The organism is Algoriphagus vanfongensis DSM 17529 (assembly GCF_000429465.1).
Lineage (GTDB): Bacteria > Bacteroidota > Bacteroidia > Cytophagales > Cyclobacteriaceae > Algoriphagus > Algoriphagus vanfongensis.
Genome location: NZ_AUBX01000009.1, coordinates 20,819 through 36,317 on the forward strand (window position 1 = coordinate 20,819; position 15,499 = coordinate 36,317).

The 15,499-nt window shown below is 43.0% G+C and carries 13 protein-coding genes; 8 read left to right on the forward strand and 5 right to left on the reverse strand.

The window, feature by feature from the left end; genetic code table 11:
• Positions 1-3 precede the first annotated feature (3 nt).
• From G460_RS0101270 to G460_RS0101290, 5 genes are all read left to right on the forward strand, one after another.
• Positions 4-924 carry a DUF6263 family protein gene (locus G460_RS0101270; RefSeq protein WP_157366842.1) on the forward strand — a complete coding sequence of 307 codons (921 nt, stop codon included), beginning with the start codon at positions 4-6 and terminating at the stop codon, positions 922-924.
• A 447-nt stretch (positions 925-1,371) separates the two neighbouring features.
• Positions 1,372-2,706, forward strand: a complete 1,335-nt coding sequence (locus G460_RS21205) for a purple acid phosphatase family protein (protein WP_084421125.1) — start codon at positions 1,372-1,374, stop codon at positions 2,704-2,706.
• A gap of 93 nt (positions 2,707-2,799) precedes the next feature.
• On the forward strand, positions 2,800-3,732 hold the full coding sequence (locus G460_RS21210) for a glycerophosphodiester phosphodiesterase family protein (RefSeq protein ID WP_051315860.1): 933 nt from the start codon (positions 2,800-2,802) through the stop codon (positions 3,730-3,732).
• Between the two features lie 93 nt (positions 3,733-3,825).
• Positions 3,826-4,626, forward strand: a complete 801-nt coding sequence (locus G460_RS0101285; RefSeq protein WP_026953669.1) for a DUF3050 domain-containing protein — start codon at positions 3,826-3,828, stop codon at positions 4,624-4,626.
• A gap of 63 nt (positions 4,627-4,689) precedes the next feature.
• Positions 4,690-5,484 (forward strand): SDR family NAD(P)-dependent oxidoreductase, encoded by a 795-nt coding sequence (locus tag G460_RS0101290; protein ID WP_026953670.1) that lies wholly within the window; start codon positions 4,690-4,692, stop codon positions 5,482-5,484.
• Between the two features lie 99 nt (positions 5,485-5,583).
• Here G460_RS0101290 and G460_RS0101295 read toward each other — a convergent pair whose 3' ends face one another.
• The 3 genes from G460_RS0101295 to G460_RS0101305 form a co-directional block, all read right to left on the reverse strand.
• Positions 5,584-6,111 carry an RNA polymerase sigma factor gene (locus G460_RS0101295; RefSeq protein ID WP_026953671.1) on the reverse strand — a complete coding sequence of 176 codons (528 nt, stop codon included), beginning with the start codon at positions 6,109-6,111 and terminating at the stop codon, positions 5,584-5,586.
• A 247-nt stretch (positions 6,112-6,358) separates the two neighbouring features.
• Positions 6,359-8,569 (reverse strand): ligand-binding sensor domain-containing protein, encoded by a 2,211-nt coding sequence (locus tag G460_RS0101300; protein ID WP_026953672.1) that lies wholly within the window; start codon positions 8,567-8,569, stop codon positions 6,359-6,361.
• The gene (locus G460_RS0101305; protein ID WP_026953673.1) at positions 8,566-9,750 is read right to left on the reverse strand and encodes a sialidase family protein; all 1,185 of its coding nucleotides are present in this window, start codon (positions 9,748-9,750) and stop codon (positions 8,566-8,568) included. The genes G460_RS0101300 and G460_RS0101305 overlap by 4 nt, the downstream gene beginning before the upstream one ends.
• Positions 9,751-10,132: 382 nt before the next feature.
• On the opposite strand from G460_RS0101305, the gene G460_RS0101310 reads away from it, so the two are divergent.
• Positions 10,133-11,410, forward strand: a complete 1,278-nt coding sequence (locus G460_RS0101310; RefSeq protein WP_026953674.1) for an MFS transporter — start codon at positions 10,133-10,135, stop codon at positions 11,408-11,410.
• A gap of 2 nt (positions 11,411-11,412) precedes the next feature.
• Positions 11,413-12,582 carry an AraC family transcriptional regulator gene (locus G460_RS0101315; protein ID WP_026953675.1) on the forward strand — a complete coding sequence of 390 codons (1,170 nt, stop codon included), beginning with the start codon at positions 11,413-11,415 and terminating at the stop codon, positions 12,580-12,582.
• A 92-nt stretch (positions 12,583-12,674) separates the two neighbouring features.
• Here the strand turns inward: G460_RS0101315 and G460_RS0101320 are convergent, their stop codons facing one another.
• Together G460_RS0101320 and rlmD are read right to left on the reverse strand one after the other, a co-directional pair.
• Positions 12,675-13,052 carry a hypothetical protein gene (locus tag G460_RS0101320; RefSeq protein ID WP_026953676.1) on the reverse strand — a complete coding sequence of 126 codons (378 nt, stop codon included), beginning with the start codon at positions 13,050-13,052 and terminating at the stop codon, positions 12,675-12,677.
• Positions 13,049-14,455, reverse strand: coding sequence for a 23S rRNA (uracil(1939)-C(5))-methyltransferase RlmD (gene rlmD / locus G460_RS0101325; RefSeq protein ID WP_026953677.1), 1,407 nt, complete (start codon positions 14,453-14,455; stop codon positions 13,049-13,051). Before rlmD ends, G460_RS0101320 begins: the two co-directional genes overlap by 4 nt.
• Positions 14,456-14,574: 119 nt before the next feature.
• Between rlmD and G460_RS0101330 the strand changes: the two genes are divergently transcribed.
• The gene (locus G460_RS0101330; RefSeq protein ID WP_026953678.1) at positions 14,575-15,378 is read left to right on the forward strand and encodes a hypothetical protein; all 804 of its coding nucleotides are present in this window, start codon (positions 14,575-14,577) and stop codon (positions 15,376-15,378) included.
• Positions 15,379-15,499: the final 121 nt, after the last annotated feature.

The window sequence follows — 15,499 nt, forward strand, 5'->3', positions numbered from 1 at the left end:
CCTATGAGGTTTGTTTACACACTGATTTTTACTGTCTTTATTTATTCTTTTGGCATTGCTCAAAGTACTGACTTAATGTTGAATTTGGAAGAGGGGCAGGTCTATCGACAACGTACCAGTAGCACCGCTACAATCAATCAGAATGTTAGTGGGCAAGAGATAAACATGGTCATGACTATCAATGGCACCATGTCTTTTTTGGTCAAAAGCCAAACAGCTGCGGGGTATGAATTGGAGACGAGCTTCAACTCTCTCAGCATGTCCATGGAAATGCCTCAGGGAAAATTAGAATTTAGCTCAGAGAATGCAGATTCTACTGATGTCTTTTCCACCATTTTATCAGCGATGAAAGATAAATCGTTTCTCACCATCATGGACAAAAAAGGAAAAGTGTCCGAGGTTAGAAATGTGGAGTCTTTATGGGATAATGCCATCAATAATTTTGAGCAGATTCCGCCTATGCAAAGGGAGCAAATCAAAGCGCAAATCATGAAGGCCTATGGTGCAGAAGCACTGAAAGGCAATATGGAAATGGTTACCTCCATCTATCCAGAAAAACCTGTTCAGATTGGCGATAAATGGAATGTAGTCACTAATCTAGAATCAGGAATGTCAGCAATCATGACTACTGAATATGAGCTTGTGACTATCGCAGATGACTATGTACAGATCGGTGGCAGCTCTGTTATCCAGACAGCAGATAAAGATGCTTATGTGGAAACTAATGGCATGCCCTTGAAATATGATATGAAAGGATCCATGGTATCGGAAATCAAAGTGGATAAAAGTACCGGCTGGATCAGGGAAGCTAAAATAAGTCAGGAAATTTCGGGTGACGCCTACATAAAACGAAATTCTCAAATGCCTGAAGGACTAAAAATTCCCATGGTTATGAAGAACGAGCTGCTTATTACCAATCAATGAATACCTTTTTAGAGTATCCTCTGGAAAGGTAAACGATAGCCCTGATTTGTCCTGACAGATCAGGGCTTCTTTTTGCTTTAACATTGGTTGGTCCGGTCTATCACTGGATTTTAGATGACTTTTCTAATCATCCAACTTGTAAAGTGTATGGCTAAAGGAGCAATTGAGCCTCCGATCCTTCAAAATCCAGATTTCTGATTTAAATGTCTATTTAGGAAGGGATTGAGATCCGTATGGATAGGGATAATTCATCTATCTTTTATGATAATTAGCAGTGGTAAATTGCGGACTATCGCCCCATACCCAAATCAAAGATTGCGAGGAAACTTCTTTTCTCTATGATTTTGAATGATCATCTAATTTTTTATCCAAAAACCCTAGTCCATTTTCCTTCCACACTAGTTTTATAGGTGAATCATCAATTAAAAGGGTTTAAATAACAGGAAGATGCGTTTTTGGAGAGATGTTAGATTTTTATTTGTACTGTGTTTACTAGCGATATATGGGCCGAGTTGGGCTCAGGATTCTGTAAGGGTTTTGCCTCATTTGATGCCATCCGCTAAGCCAGATAGAATTATTCTCAACGTTACAGAAAATCCACTCGAATCTGTTGCTGTCAATTGGCGGACAGCTACAGCACAGTCAGCATCCTTTGTGGAATATGCTCTGGCCACAGATGGTCCTGAATATCGGGAGCAAGTCAAGCAAATCAAAGCCACTACCAGCTACCTTCAAACCCAACAGGATGACGAGCCTACCATTGAGGCGCATTATCACGAGGCCGTATTGGAGGAGCTGACAGAAGGAGAAGTCTATGTGTATAGAGTGGGAGTAGGGGAGAATTGGAGTGAATGGTTTCAGTTTGTCATGCCCTCATCCGAGCAGCCGATTAGTTTTACTTACTTTGGAGATGCCCAAAATGAGGTGGCTTCGATGTGGAGCCGCGTAATCCGTGAGTCTTCATTTCAGTTTCCACGTACCAATTTTATGGTCTATGCCGGCGATCTGATCAATCATGAAGATGCTGACTACGAATGGGGAGGTTGGTTTGAGGCTGGTGGATTTATCCATGCCTCTACGCCGGTGATGATGTCTCCTGGTAATCATGAGTATGCCAAGAATCCTGTGACGATTTCCAAGCACTGGAGACCGCAGTTTAACCTCCCACTAAATGGTCCGGAGGGGTTGGAGGAACTAGCCTATGAGGTCAATTATCCTGAGCTGAAGGTGATTTCCCTAGATGCAGAGCTGATCGATGAAATTCCAGAAAAGCGGATGGCTCAGGTGAATTGGCTACGAAAGATTTTATCCGAAAACCCAAAAAAATGGACTGTGATTACATTTCACTACCCGATATTTTCTACCAAGCCCAACCGAAACAATGAGGATATGCAGGAGTTTATTCAGCCCATTTTGGAAGAATTTGGAGTGGATCTGGTGCTACAAGGTCATGATCATGCCTATGCCAGAGGTCGTGTGACCTATCAGGGAGGGAAGGAAACATTAGGAGAAGGACCGATGTATGTGGTCTCCGTGGCAGGGCCTAAAATGTATGATATCGGTGATGATCCCTGGATGGATAGAAAAGCTTTCAATACCCAACTCTTTCACTGGGTAGAGATTGATGGAAACAGACTGGAGTTTAAGGCGCTGACTGCAAGAGGAGAATTGTATGATGCCTTTGTTTTGGAAAAAGACGGGGCCGGTAAAAATACACTTCGTAATCACATTCCAGACTTACCCGAACGTACTATGAAAATGTTTGGGATAGATCAGCCTTAATACAAATAGCTGAATGTATTCCCAAATGGATAGATCTTTGAGAATTTTCCTGTCCAGACTTTTCTTGTAATCTATTTTCCAAACCCCATTCAAATGAAAAATTGCCGTCAATTCTGGATCTTGCTATCCTTCCTTCTCTTCTCTCAGTTTACATTTTCTCAGCAAGTTTCAGAGCAAAAACTACAATGGATAAGAGTCTATCAAGAGAATTTTGATCGTCTCAATGCTCCTAGCGCCTCTCCTCAAAGTCTCAAAAAAATTCAGAAGTCATTTCGTAAGAAGGCAGGAAAAGAAGTGCTCGTAGCAGCACATAGAGGAGATCATATGGAAGCACCGGAAAATTCCATTTTGTCTTTTGAGCATGCTATTCGCTATGGAACAACGATTGTGGAACTAGACATCCGCAATTCCTCGAATGATTCTCTGATGATCATCCATGATTCCTCAGTAGATCGAACTACGCAAGGGACAGGTATGGTGGAGGAGATGAGCTATGATAAATTGAGAGAACTCAGCCTGATCAATGACTATACCTTCGAAGCCACAGCATGGAAAATCCCCACTCTTTTTGAATCGCTATCAGCGCTCAAAGGTGAGCTCCTGATCGATCTGGATATCAAATGTGATAAGATTCAAGATATCTATGCTACAGTGGAAAAATTGGATATGATGGATCAGGTGCTGTTTTTTTGTGATGAAGCGGATATGAATTACGTCCTGAGCCAAGATCCCAAAGCCATGGTCATGCCTCGTGCAAGATCCATGGAGGAACTTGAGCAATTGATGAAAAAATATGACCCCAAAGTGATTCACATTGACGATTCCAATTTTGATATTCCGGAAGCGGTAGCTCTGATCCGAAGTTATTCCAAGAGATGTCGTGTATGGGCCAATGCTCTGGGAGACCGTGATACCGAGGCTATTCAAGGGAGTGATGAGGGGATATTGGAGCTTCGAAAGCTCGGAGTCGATGTCATCCAGACAGACTTGCCGAGGTATGTTTTTCCATTGATGGAGAATAAATAGGTAACCCATACCTCTGATTGTCAACTGGCTTAGTCTGTTCCGGAACTACCAGGTGAAAACTGTCGTTTGTTAGGCTAGTTTTCAATACCAATTATGTCTACCAATCATCAGATAGAGAGAATTCAGAAGGCAATCGAGCCTCTGAGACAGGAAATTATCCACCACAAAGTATACGGAGCTATCAAGGACCTAGAGGATCTTCAATTGTTTATGGAGTCTCATGTCTTTGCCGTCTGGGATTTTATGTCCCTGCTCAAAGCACTTCAGAATCAATTGACTTGTACCACAGTGCCTTGGTTTCCGAAAGGAGATCCGGATAGCCGATTTTTAATCAATGAGATCGTCAATGGAGAAGAGTCGGATGTCGATGAGTTTGGCAATCGAATGAGCCACTACGAGCTGTACTTACAGGCGATGAAGCAATGCGGGGCAGATTTGTCTCCTATCGAAAAGTATCTGGAAGTATTGCAGCAAACAGGAGAACTCGACCAGGCCAGAAATGCCGTGAACGCTCCAAAAGCTGCCTTGGATTTTGTTCAGTTTACGTTTGATATCATCTCTAGTCAAAAGGCACACTTACAAGCAGCCGTATTTACTTTTGGACGGGAAGACCTGATTCCCGGGATGTTTTTGTCCATAGTCAAAGATATGCGGGAGAGATTTCCCGAGCAGGTTTCTATTTTCAATTATTACCTCGAAAGACATATCGAAGTCGATGGTGACCATCATAGTCACCTGGCACTGCAAATGACCGCTAATCTCTGCGGTGAAGATGAGCAAAAGTGGAAAGAAGTAGAAGTAGCCACTGTGCAGTCTTTGCAGCAGCGAATTGCGCTATGGGATGGGGTGCATAAAGAGATTTTGAAAAAGAAGCAGCAATCCCTGCTAGCGTAGGAGCACTTCAATCCTCATTTACAGACACACGGAATATTCAATTGTCAGATATAAATCAGAATTATGGACTTACAATTAAAAAATAAAGTAGCATTGGTCACAGGTTCCACGGCAGGCATTGGCTACGCAATAGCCAAAGGCCTAGCTTCCGAAGGAGCCAAAGTGATAGTAAATGGCCGCAAAAAGGAGGATTTGGAAAAATCTGTCCAACAGCTCAAAGAAGAGTCAGGGAATGATGGCATTACAGGTGTAGTCGCTGATTTTTCGAAGAAAGAAGAAATCGATCAATTGCTGAAAGAAGTACCAGAAGTCGATATTTTGGTCAATAATGTCGGGATCTTTAATCAGGTTGATTTTGCAGATATCAGTGACGAGGAATGGTTTGAGATGTTTGAGATCAATGTCATGAGTGGTGTCAGGCTTTCCAGGCACTATTTTCCAAAAATGATGGAGAAAAATGAGGGGAGGATTATTTTCATTTCAAGTGAATCTGCTCTGAATATCCCTATCGAGATGGTGCATTATGGTTTTAGCAAAACCGCTCAGTTGGCTGTATCTCGTGGATTGGCCCGCCTGAGTAAAGGAAGCAACGTCACTGTCAATTCCGTCTTGCCAGGTCCGACTTATAGCCGCGCCAATGTACAGGATTTGGAAAATGCAGCCAAGGAAAGCAACACGACGGTGGAAGCAGTCATTCAGGAATTTTTCGAAAAAAGAAGGCCTACATCTTTGATTCAGCGGTTTGCCGAAGCCGAAGAAGTGGCAAATATGGTGACCTATATCGCAAGTCCTCTCGCTTCTGCTACCAATGGAGCAGCACTCCGAGTCGATGGAGGCGTGGCCAATTATATCATTTGATCAAAAAGTGATAAAAAAAGTACAGTTGAAAAAATCCCAATTCACAATTATCATCCAATTCATATCAAAAAATAGATATCCTTCCGGAGAAGGGAAAAATCAAGTCAGGTAATTTCTTAAGCTCAATCGAGCTTTGATCAGGTGGTTTTTAACAGTGTTTTTTGAAATCATCATCTGCTCGGCGATTTCCTGATAGGATAAGTTGTCAAAGTAGGAGAGTCTGATGACTTTCCTTCTTTGCTCCGACAGCTGGTCGATTCCTTCTTCCAGTCGCAGCATTAGTTTTTCTTCCTCTTCTTTGAGGTCCACGGATGTTTCGATTCGATTGTGATAGTATTCATCTACCTTTTTTCGGGTGCTATTGAGTCTGTTGAAATAATCAATCACCTCATTTTTGGCAATGGTGAAGATATAGGCTTGGATACCCTTTTCAGTATTGAGTTGCTTTCGCTTTCTGAGGATTTTTAGGAAGACATTATGAAAGATCACCTCAGACTCCTCCGCATCCTTAATCAGCGAAATGATGAAGCGGATCACTCCCGGTTTGTAGTAAGAATAAATGGTTTCTATGGCTTGATTGTCGCCTTTCTGAAAGTTGATAAAAGTCTGATGATTCGGTGCAGTCATGGGTTCCGGATATCTTGTTATACCAAATTTTCAAAAAATCGGCAGGCTTTTATCCGTAAATCACGTATTTAAATCCTCAATTTGCGAAAAATAGTGTTTGTTATTGCTTCGTAATCAGAATGTTAAGTTTTTGTAATGAGTGCTACCTCAGAGTTTTACTGAGTTTAACGAAAAAGCGGTAGGAGTTCATGGACTAGAACTTCTACCGCTTTTCTCTGTCTTTTTAGCTGTCTAAGCTACCTATTTCTTATTGTATCACGCCGAGATATCTGCCCATCCAATAAGGCAGAAGCCAGATATCTCCGGCACTATTGGCAGTTTTCCCGCCTCCAGTCGCATCCAATGTAAAGCGATTTCCATTATGCCGTGCAATGCGGGTTTCGGAAGGAGGAAGAACTTGGGAGGTGCTCTGTCTTCTGAAGTTTGGTTCTAGCAGATGAATGTCTTTTCGATGGCTGTTTTTGATGTCCCAAGAAATCAAATCAATCGGATGTTTTTGCAACCACCAAACAGACTCTTCCAAATCAAAAGATTGGGGCTGGACCATAGCGGTAATGATGTTCCAAAGTGCATCCTTTTCCGGCCTTTCAGCTTGCCAGTGATCCAAGATGCTGGCTGTATATTGATTTTTTAAATCTTGGTCAAAAGCATAACGGTACAAGCCCCAGTATCCTAAAAAGTACATCTCATCATCCGAATGGTTCCAAGCCTCGGATAGCATCTGCGCATAGCTGTCACTTCCGTCTCCGGATTGGCCAATGATAGCCATGGGGCGCATTAGGTTTTCCAGATAGCCGTACTCATTGATCAGCTCCATGGCTTTGGATTTGTATTTCTCTTTGCCGGTGAAGTGGTAGGCTGTCTGGAGCATCGCGAGGATGTTGGATGAATTGAGTTTTCTGTCTCCCACTTGGGTAGGAAACTGATTGACATATTCAGGATTCCACCGACCCCATTGGGTAGGTTTTCCATCAAAATCGACGAGGTACATGTCATTTACCAAAATATGTGACATCATTGCGTCAATGAGCCCGATTGATTTTTCTTTGACCCAATCATCAGCCACGAGCTCCGCCAGTACACCAAAAACAAATATATGCCCAATCGCTTCATCACTGCTGGTTGTGGCTTTCCAGTCCCACTCCGGATCCTCGGCATGCTGCCATCTCTCTGGATCAGCCAAGACATCCTTGTAGCCACTCCTTTCAAAGGACCTGGAAGGAAAGCCTTCTACGGGATTGATGGTATAGAGTCGCTCCATTGCCAATAGAGACTGTCGGATCTGCTCTAATGCCTCAGGCTCTTGGGTGACAGCATAGCGGAATCCCTGTGCTGCCAGATACATAGAGGTCCAGAGCCCATCATTATCTGAATCTTTTAGTTGGCCAGTTTCGATCTTGCCACTTTCTGCCAGTCTCAAACTTGCATTGAAGCCGTTTCGCAGGTGGTTTTTTCTGAGGCTTTCTTCAAAAATTTCAGCTTTTTGGGCCAATGTCATTTCCTTTCGCTGGATCAGTCCCAAGCCTTTGTTTGTCAAGATGGCGATTCCCTCGAGAGCAATTTCCAAATCAAAAACCTGTTCTCCCGGAAGCCATCTTTCCAGATAGTAATAGCTGATGGCTCCAGATTGTTTTTTTACAAAGGCTCCCTGATCCGTGCCAAACCATAGGTCTTCTCCTTCGATCAGGATAGTGTTGATGGATAAGACCGGCAATTGGTCTTGGATAGGTGACTTGATTTTGGCAAGTATATCATAAGTGAAATACCCGGTTTTGGTTCCGATGATCAGTTGATTGCTAGAAGGGAAGTATTCCAAAGCAGTCATGCCAGGCTGGGAGAGTATTTCTTTCAAAGCACTCTTTCTCGGGTCGAAGGAATAGACTTTTTGGGAGGTCAATATCCAGAACACTTGCTGCATGGAGTCAAAAGACAAGTCTATCACCGAACCAGTTACGGTGATCGGAGCTGCATTTGCCTGTGTTTTTTCCAAATATTGAATCTGGGATCCAGCTGCTATCAAAAAGTCAAAATCTGCGCCTCCTTCCAGTAGCTTTGCCTTACTGAGACTATGTGGGAGATAGAGACTTCCGGCCCAGGCATTGCTGAAGACTGCCTGATCGTCCAGATAGACCAAGTGCCCCTGATAGGAGTGAACCGCCTGTACTTTTTTGTCCTTCATCGGTAGATAGCTTCTATCCGTCACCAGAGTGCCCCAATGCTGAAAAAATCCTCCACTGGGCCGGAAGAGTTGATTTTGCTGAAGGATCTGTATGACTCCATTATTGTCTGTAGCCATGCTGTATGCATTTAGATCAGTCAGTTCCTGACTATAGATGACACTGTACTCTTGAGTGAAAGGCTGGTCATAAAATACGCCTCCGCTGCCAGACTGAGCGAATGTGTTTAAATAGAAAATGCTTGATAAAATGCTGGTAATTAGTAAAAATTGTTTCTTCATTTTGATATAAGTAAGGCGGGGTTTACAAGTCTATATTGAATGGTTTTTCCTTCTGGTAAATGCTTGGAATAGGTGATGTGGATCATGCCACTTGGGTCTTGAATCAGCGAGGGATAAGAGAACCTACCTGTTTTTTCTTCTTGGTATTCCAAGTAATAGGGATCGGACCATGTTTCTCCTTCGTCATCGGATCGCCAGAGAGCCAACTGGTAGCGGTCAGATGTCAGGTCATTTCCTATCATCCACCAGTCCCCATTTTGCAAACGCAGGATTTCTACACTGGCAGAGTTGGGGAATTCCGTTTTTTGTGCGGTGGACCAGCTCTCACCAAGATCGGTGGACATGCTTTCTTGGATGCGTGTCGGGTAATCTCCCGAGTCGCGTAGCACTGCTAGAATGTCTCCATTTGATTTTTGTACCAAAGCTGGCTGGATCGGACCCTTGCCGACCAATGGCAAACTAGGCCTCCAAGTATTTCCCTGATCTTCTGAAATGGCCATCAGGGAGAAATTAAAGCCATCTGAATAAAGAGGAAGAATGATTCTAGTGTCGAGAACCAGCGGCTTGATTCGAGTCATCCAGCCAACGCTTCTTTTTTTGGAGTCCTGAGCGGCATCAAGAATCATGGATTCATAGGTAGGAGCGTAAGTAGACCATCCCAGTCCTGTTTTAGGGAGTTCTTTCATTCTCTCTGCGACCTCCTTGGCAAACTCATCTCCAGGCTTTAGTAGGATATTGTCCTGCCAGGTCCATCGGGGAGCGCCAGCACTCATGTAGTCTGTACTACGCTTTACCCTCAGGATAGAATGCTCCCATTCATTTGCCAAAACTGCTATCCACACGAGAAACAATTCATCGGATTGATTGAGAAAAACAACGGGGTTGCAGTCGGGAATTCCGGGTGTGTCGGCCATTTCAAATGGCTCGGACCAACTGGACTGACCTTTTGCCTTGCGGGAACCCATGATGCGAACGTCGTCGGCTTTTCTTTCACCAGACCCCTGAAACCATACTGTCAATAAATCTCCATTAGGCAAATAGACGATGCTACTGCCATGAGTGTGTTCTTGCTGGATAGGAAAAATGGCTTCATTTTGAACAGAAGAAACAAGGGATACCTGCGACCAAAGTGGAGAGATAGAGGCAAAGAGGAAGAGGATAGGGAGGAGGTGGCGGGGCATTTAGTGGGCTGGGATCAGAGAAAAGAACATGAAAAGGAGTTAGGTTTTAATTAGCTGATGAGGGATGCTTCATGGGACTGCATCTATAGGTATGAGATATATGTTGAGATCATGAATAGGATAGAGGTTTGTCAAATCTTTCAGTTTGAATATTTTATGACAGAGTTGCTATATCGGTGTTACCTCCTTATTTTGAAAATGGACTAATAGTTTGGCTGTATTTCTTCAATTCCATAAGGTTTAAACAAGCTAGATGGGCTGATTCAGGTCTTTGGCGCCTGAACTAAAATGTAGGGAAGAGATATTTCCCAAATTTTACCAATCTGTTAACTTCTTAGTTTTTAAAAATCTTTTGAGTAGTCTTGACACTTTAAATTAACAAATGGAAAATTCGGTAGATGTGCCTGACCAGAAACGGTCAGGAGGAATGCTTTGGTTGATCATCCTGATTTTTTTTATCATCTCATTGATGTCCAATGTTTTGGGGCCGATCATTCCGGGGATTATCGATAGCTTTTCGCTGAGCTATGCTTTGGCTGGATTCCTACCATTTTCATTTTTTGTGGCCTATGGCGTGATGTCGTTACCTGCAGGTCTTTTGGTAGAGCGATGGAAAGAGAAAAAAACGCTGCTACTGGCCTTTGCTTTGGCAACTGTTGGAGCGCTTGTATTTGGTTTTCAACCCCAGTTTGGGACTGCCTTGGGCTCCTTGTTTATCATAGGCATGGGGATGGCTATTTTGCAGGTCGTGATCAATCCGCTTTTGCGGGTAGTAGGCGGTGAGGAGCATTTTGCTTTTAATTCGGTACTAGGTCAGCTTGCTTTTGGGGCGGCATCTTTTTTCAGTCCTATGCTATACTCTTACCTAGATCAAAATCTCTATACCCCAGATGCGGCTCCATTGGTGCAAATGCTGGAGAACTGGGTGCCTGCTGATATGAAGTGGGTGTCCGTGTATTTTCTGTTTGCGGTGATTGCTCTGGTGATGCTCGGTCTGATCGGGGTGACCAAGTTTCCGAAAGTAGATCTAAAAGCGGATGAAAAAGTAGAGGTCGGTACTGATCTTCGGAATCTACTGGGGAAGAGAATGGTGTGGATGTATTTCTTTGGGATTTTTAGTTATGTAGGATTGGAGCAGGGGATTGCCAATTGGGTAAGCCAATTTTTGGAAGATTATCATGGCGTGGATCCAAGCCAGGAAGGTGCTCAGGTCATTTCATATTTTTGGGGACTCTTGACGGTTGGTTGTTTGTTAGGACTGGCCTTGTTGAAATTTTTGGATAGCAAATTGGTTTTGCGAGTGTTTTCTTTAGGAGCTGTAGTAACGCTATTGGTAGGTTTGCTGGCAGAAGGTGGGATTGTATTGGTTGCATTTGCATTTTCAGGATTTTGCCTTTCGGTGATGTGGTCTATTTTGATCTCTCTGGCATTGAATTCAGTGGATTTTGCCCATGGCACTTTTGCGGGAATTTTATGTTCGGGGATTATGGGCGGAGCGATTGTGCCTTTGATCATCGGGACACTTGCAGAAGTTTTGACATTGCGAACAGCGCTGTTTTTTCTCTTGATTCCTTTGGGATACATTTTGTTTATCAGCTTCTGGGCGAAGCCTTTGGTCACAAATGCCCGATTGAGCAGTTTGAAAGACTTATTCCGCTAATCATGTATCGCATTATTCTTTTACTTGATTTTGGAGAAGAGTATAGCAAGTCCCTGCTCAAAGGAATAACCAGCTATACGAGTCAGCATGGGCAGTGGACTTTTTGTCGAATGCCGCTTTACTATCGGGAGATGATGGGTGTCAAAGGGATTCTCAAATGGGCTCAGGAGTGGAAAGCGGATGGGATCATCGGTCAGCTTTACAATGAGATGGAGGAGGAGTTTGAAGAAAGCACTATCCCGGTGATTGCGCAGGATTTCAAGGAGCGATTCCGAAAGATCCCCAATATATCAGGCTCTTATCGGGAAACGGGCCGTCTCGGAGCTGACTATTTTTTGGAGAAGGGCTATTACAATTTCGCCTTTTATGGCTTTAACAACATCGTGTGGTCTCGGGAGCGTGCGGAAGGGTTTGAAGAAGGCATCCGAAAAGCAGGTTTTCAGGTCAATTATTTTGAGCACAAGAAAGCACGGTCTACTGACATCTGGTATTACAAAAGTAAAACGCTCAATAAGTGGCTTAAGAACCTTCCTAAGCCGGTGGCATTGATGGCCTGCGATGACAATCAGGGAGTACATATCATCGAAGCCTGCAATCATAATCACATTCGGGTGCCTCAGGATGTGGCAGTGCTAGGTGTGGATAATGACGTCATGCTTTGTGAACTCACAGATCCTAAGCTTTCCAGCATTGAGTTGGACATCGTACAAGGTGGCTATGAGGCTGCTCAGATCATGGAGGAGATGATCCAGAAGGGAACCAAAATCAACAAAAACATCTATGTGCCTCCCATCAAAGTGATCACGAGATCCTCTACGGATATGTTTGCGTCCTCAGATACCTATGTAGCCCAGGCGCTGGAGTATATCCATGGACATCTGGATCACAATATCTTGGTCGATCAGGTGGTGCGGGAGGTGCCACTTTCCAGAAGAGCACTGGAGAAAAGATTTGTGCAGGTGACTGGATTGCCGATCTACAAATACATCACTAAAGTCCGGATGGAAAAACTCGCTCTGAGACTGTTGAGTACAGATCAGAGTGTTTTTGAGATTGCGCTGGACTTAGGATTTCAAGACAATAAGAATGTAGCCCGTCAATTCAAGCAAGTGACAGGCTTTGCTCCCAATGAATACAGGCTTCGCTATGGAAATCCTGCCAAAGGGAGATAATTCCCTCTGGTCTGTTTTTTACCCGCATTATGGATTTGAAAATCTGCTACGAACCCAAAGCAAAATTTGGGTTGAAGAAAAGGGGGCAGTGATTACTCTTCCGGATAAGGAATGTAGACAAAGCTGGTAAAAGCTCCATCCATAACGAAAAGGCAACAGAATTCATCCGGATCTTTGTAGGCTTTTTTAAATTCTTCCAAAGATTCTTCAGAGATCAATTTTCTCTGAACAAATTCATCTACATAGGTGATGAAGTAGTTCCACTCCAAATCTTTCTCGGCTTTGCCCAGAAATATCTTGCCGATAGGCTGCATTTCCTTGGCGATCGGGAAAATGGGATAGTCTGAAAAACCGCGGGATTTGATCTGATAAGCTGCCTCTTTGAGCACATCAGAAATCTTGATAAAATCACTGCTGATCGTACCGAGGTACTTTCCGTTTAGTTCTGGATCGTTGAAATCTGAAATCATGGTTTGAGAGTTAAGCGTATGACATTTTCGACATGATAGGTTTGGGGAAACATATCGACAGGCTGAATTCGTTCCACCTGATATTTCTCTCCCAATAAAGCCACATCCCGGGCTTGGGTAGCCGGATTGCAGGAAACATAGACAATCGTCGGTGCTTCTAGTCTCAAAAGCATAGTAATCACATCCTCGTGCATGCCGGCTCGTGGAGGATCCGTGATGATTACGTCTGGTTTGGCATGTTGCGCAATGAATTCCTCATTTAAGACATCTTTCATATCGCCAGCATAGAATAGGGTGTTTTCTATGCCATTGATTTGGGAATTGAGTTTGGCGTCTTCTATAGCAGCTTCCACATATTCCACGCCGATCACCTGCTTGGCTTTTTTGGCCACGAAATTGGCAATGGTCCCTGTTCCAGTATACAAGTCATAGACCACTTCATCGCCTTTCAACTCGGCAAAATCCCGAGTGACTTTGTACAGCTCATAGGCTTGATTCGAATTGGTTTGATAAAAGGATTTAGGTCCGATTCTGAATTTGAGCCCTTCCATTTCCTCTTCGATATAGGGTAAGCCTGCGTATGTCACCAAATCCAGATCATGGAAAGTTTCATTTCCTTTGGTATTGATCACGTAGAGGAGGGAGGTGATTTCAGGGAACTTTGTTTTCAGAAACTCCATCACCAGAGGTATCTGATCTGGATTGTCCTCTCCAAATTGGACAATGACCATGGTCTGACCAGTCGAGGTAGTACGGATGATCAGGTTGCGAAGTAATCCAACTTGCTCGCGAATGTCATAAAAGGTGAGTTTATTTTCTAGTGCGAAAGTTCGCAGCTCATTTCGGACATCATTGGAAATTCCACCCTGAAGGTAGCAGTGGTCGATATCGATGATTTTGTCAAACATTTTGGGAATATGAAAACCCAAGGCATTTCTGTCAAAATCTTCCTCAGAGCGGATCTGCTCCAGAGTCAGCCATTTCTTGTTGGAAAAAGTAAAATCGAGTTTGTTTCGATAGTAGCGTGTTTCTGCCGAACCTAAAATCGGTAAAACTTCCGGAATCGGCACTTTGGCGATTCGTGTAAATTGATCGACTACCTGCTGTCTTTTGTAATCTTTTTGAAGTTCGTAGTTGATATGTTGCCACTTGCATCCGCCACAAGTGCCAAAATGATCACAGAATGGCTCCACACGGTCTTTGGAGTATTCATGAAAATGAATGGCTTGTCCCTCCATAAAGGAGCTTTTTCCTTTGGTAATGCGTACATCCACCAAATCTCCGGGAGCCACTCCAGCTACAAATACTACCTTTCCATCATGGTGCCCCACGCATTTTCCCTCGGAAGCGATTCGCTCGATTGCGAGATTGGAAACCACCTTGTTTTTCATTTTTCGCGACATGGCCGCAAAATTAGGGAAAAAAGACGAGCTTGAATAAATGGACTAAAGATTGAAACTGGTTTGTTAAATAATTATCAGGATATTGGATTACTTTGAAACTTATAGAGGTTTTTAAAAAAATGCAACTAACCAAAATCAAAGGGTTTAAAGGAAATGAGGAAAGTGTAATACAGGTTTATGCTTGGGGTGAAATTGAAGAGATTTTTAATGCGATAGATTGGGAAGAATTTCACATTTTGACTTTAGAAAAAAGTGAGGGATGTTGCTGTGATATTAGTGGCAATACTAGTGTGGATGGACTTTCTGCCTCGATCCTTTATAATGGTGAATTTTATATAACTGATGAAGCTCCAAATAGCCTTCAATTCGCAAAAAGAATATTAAAGGTCTTTTTTGTTGATGAGGAAAAAGCTTTTGAGATTTACTTTTCAGGAAATACATTACCTCCAAGAATTCTGAAGCGATCTACAAATAGATTTTTTGGAATAGTTATGCTGGTGTTTTTACTCTCAATTACTCTGATTCCTGCATATATCTTATTGAAGGATGACTTAAAGTTTCTCGGAAGAAGGGATGTCGCATATGCGAGAGCAGTTGTTGTTGATATCAAAAAGCAGAATTATGGTGGAAGGTATTTCTTTCAAAGAGTCACTTATGAGTTTAAAACCGAACAAGGGGTTTATCAGGGCGAGTTTTTAGGAGGAAATCGACAGGGATTTTCTCAGGTTGGAGATGAATTAAAAATACGATACATAAATTCTGATCCTACTATCAGTGATTTTGAAGGGAGATATGTCAAGGTTACTAAAGCCAGAAATTCTTCAGCTTACGCAAAAGCACAAAAAAGAGAACAAGACAGTTTGAGACTTGGATTAGATAGTCTTTCTGAAATTCAAGATATGGATACTGTATTCATTCCCTGATTCTACAATTAGAGTGCCTCTCTGAGGCTCATGTGATGGGTTCCTGCTGGAGCTTGCGAGATTGGGGATTCATTGGGTGATATCAAGTGTATAGTAGCGCCAGCGGTGCATTTTAATGTTT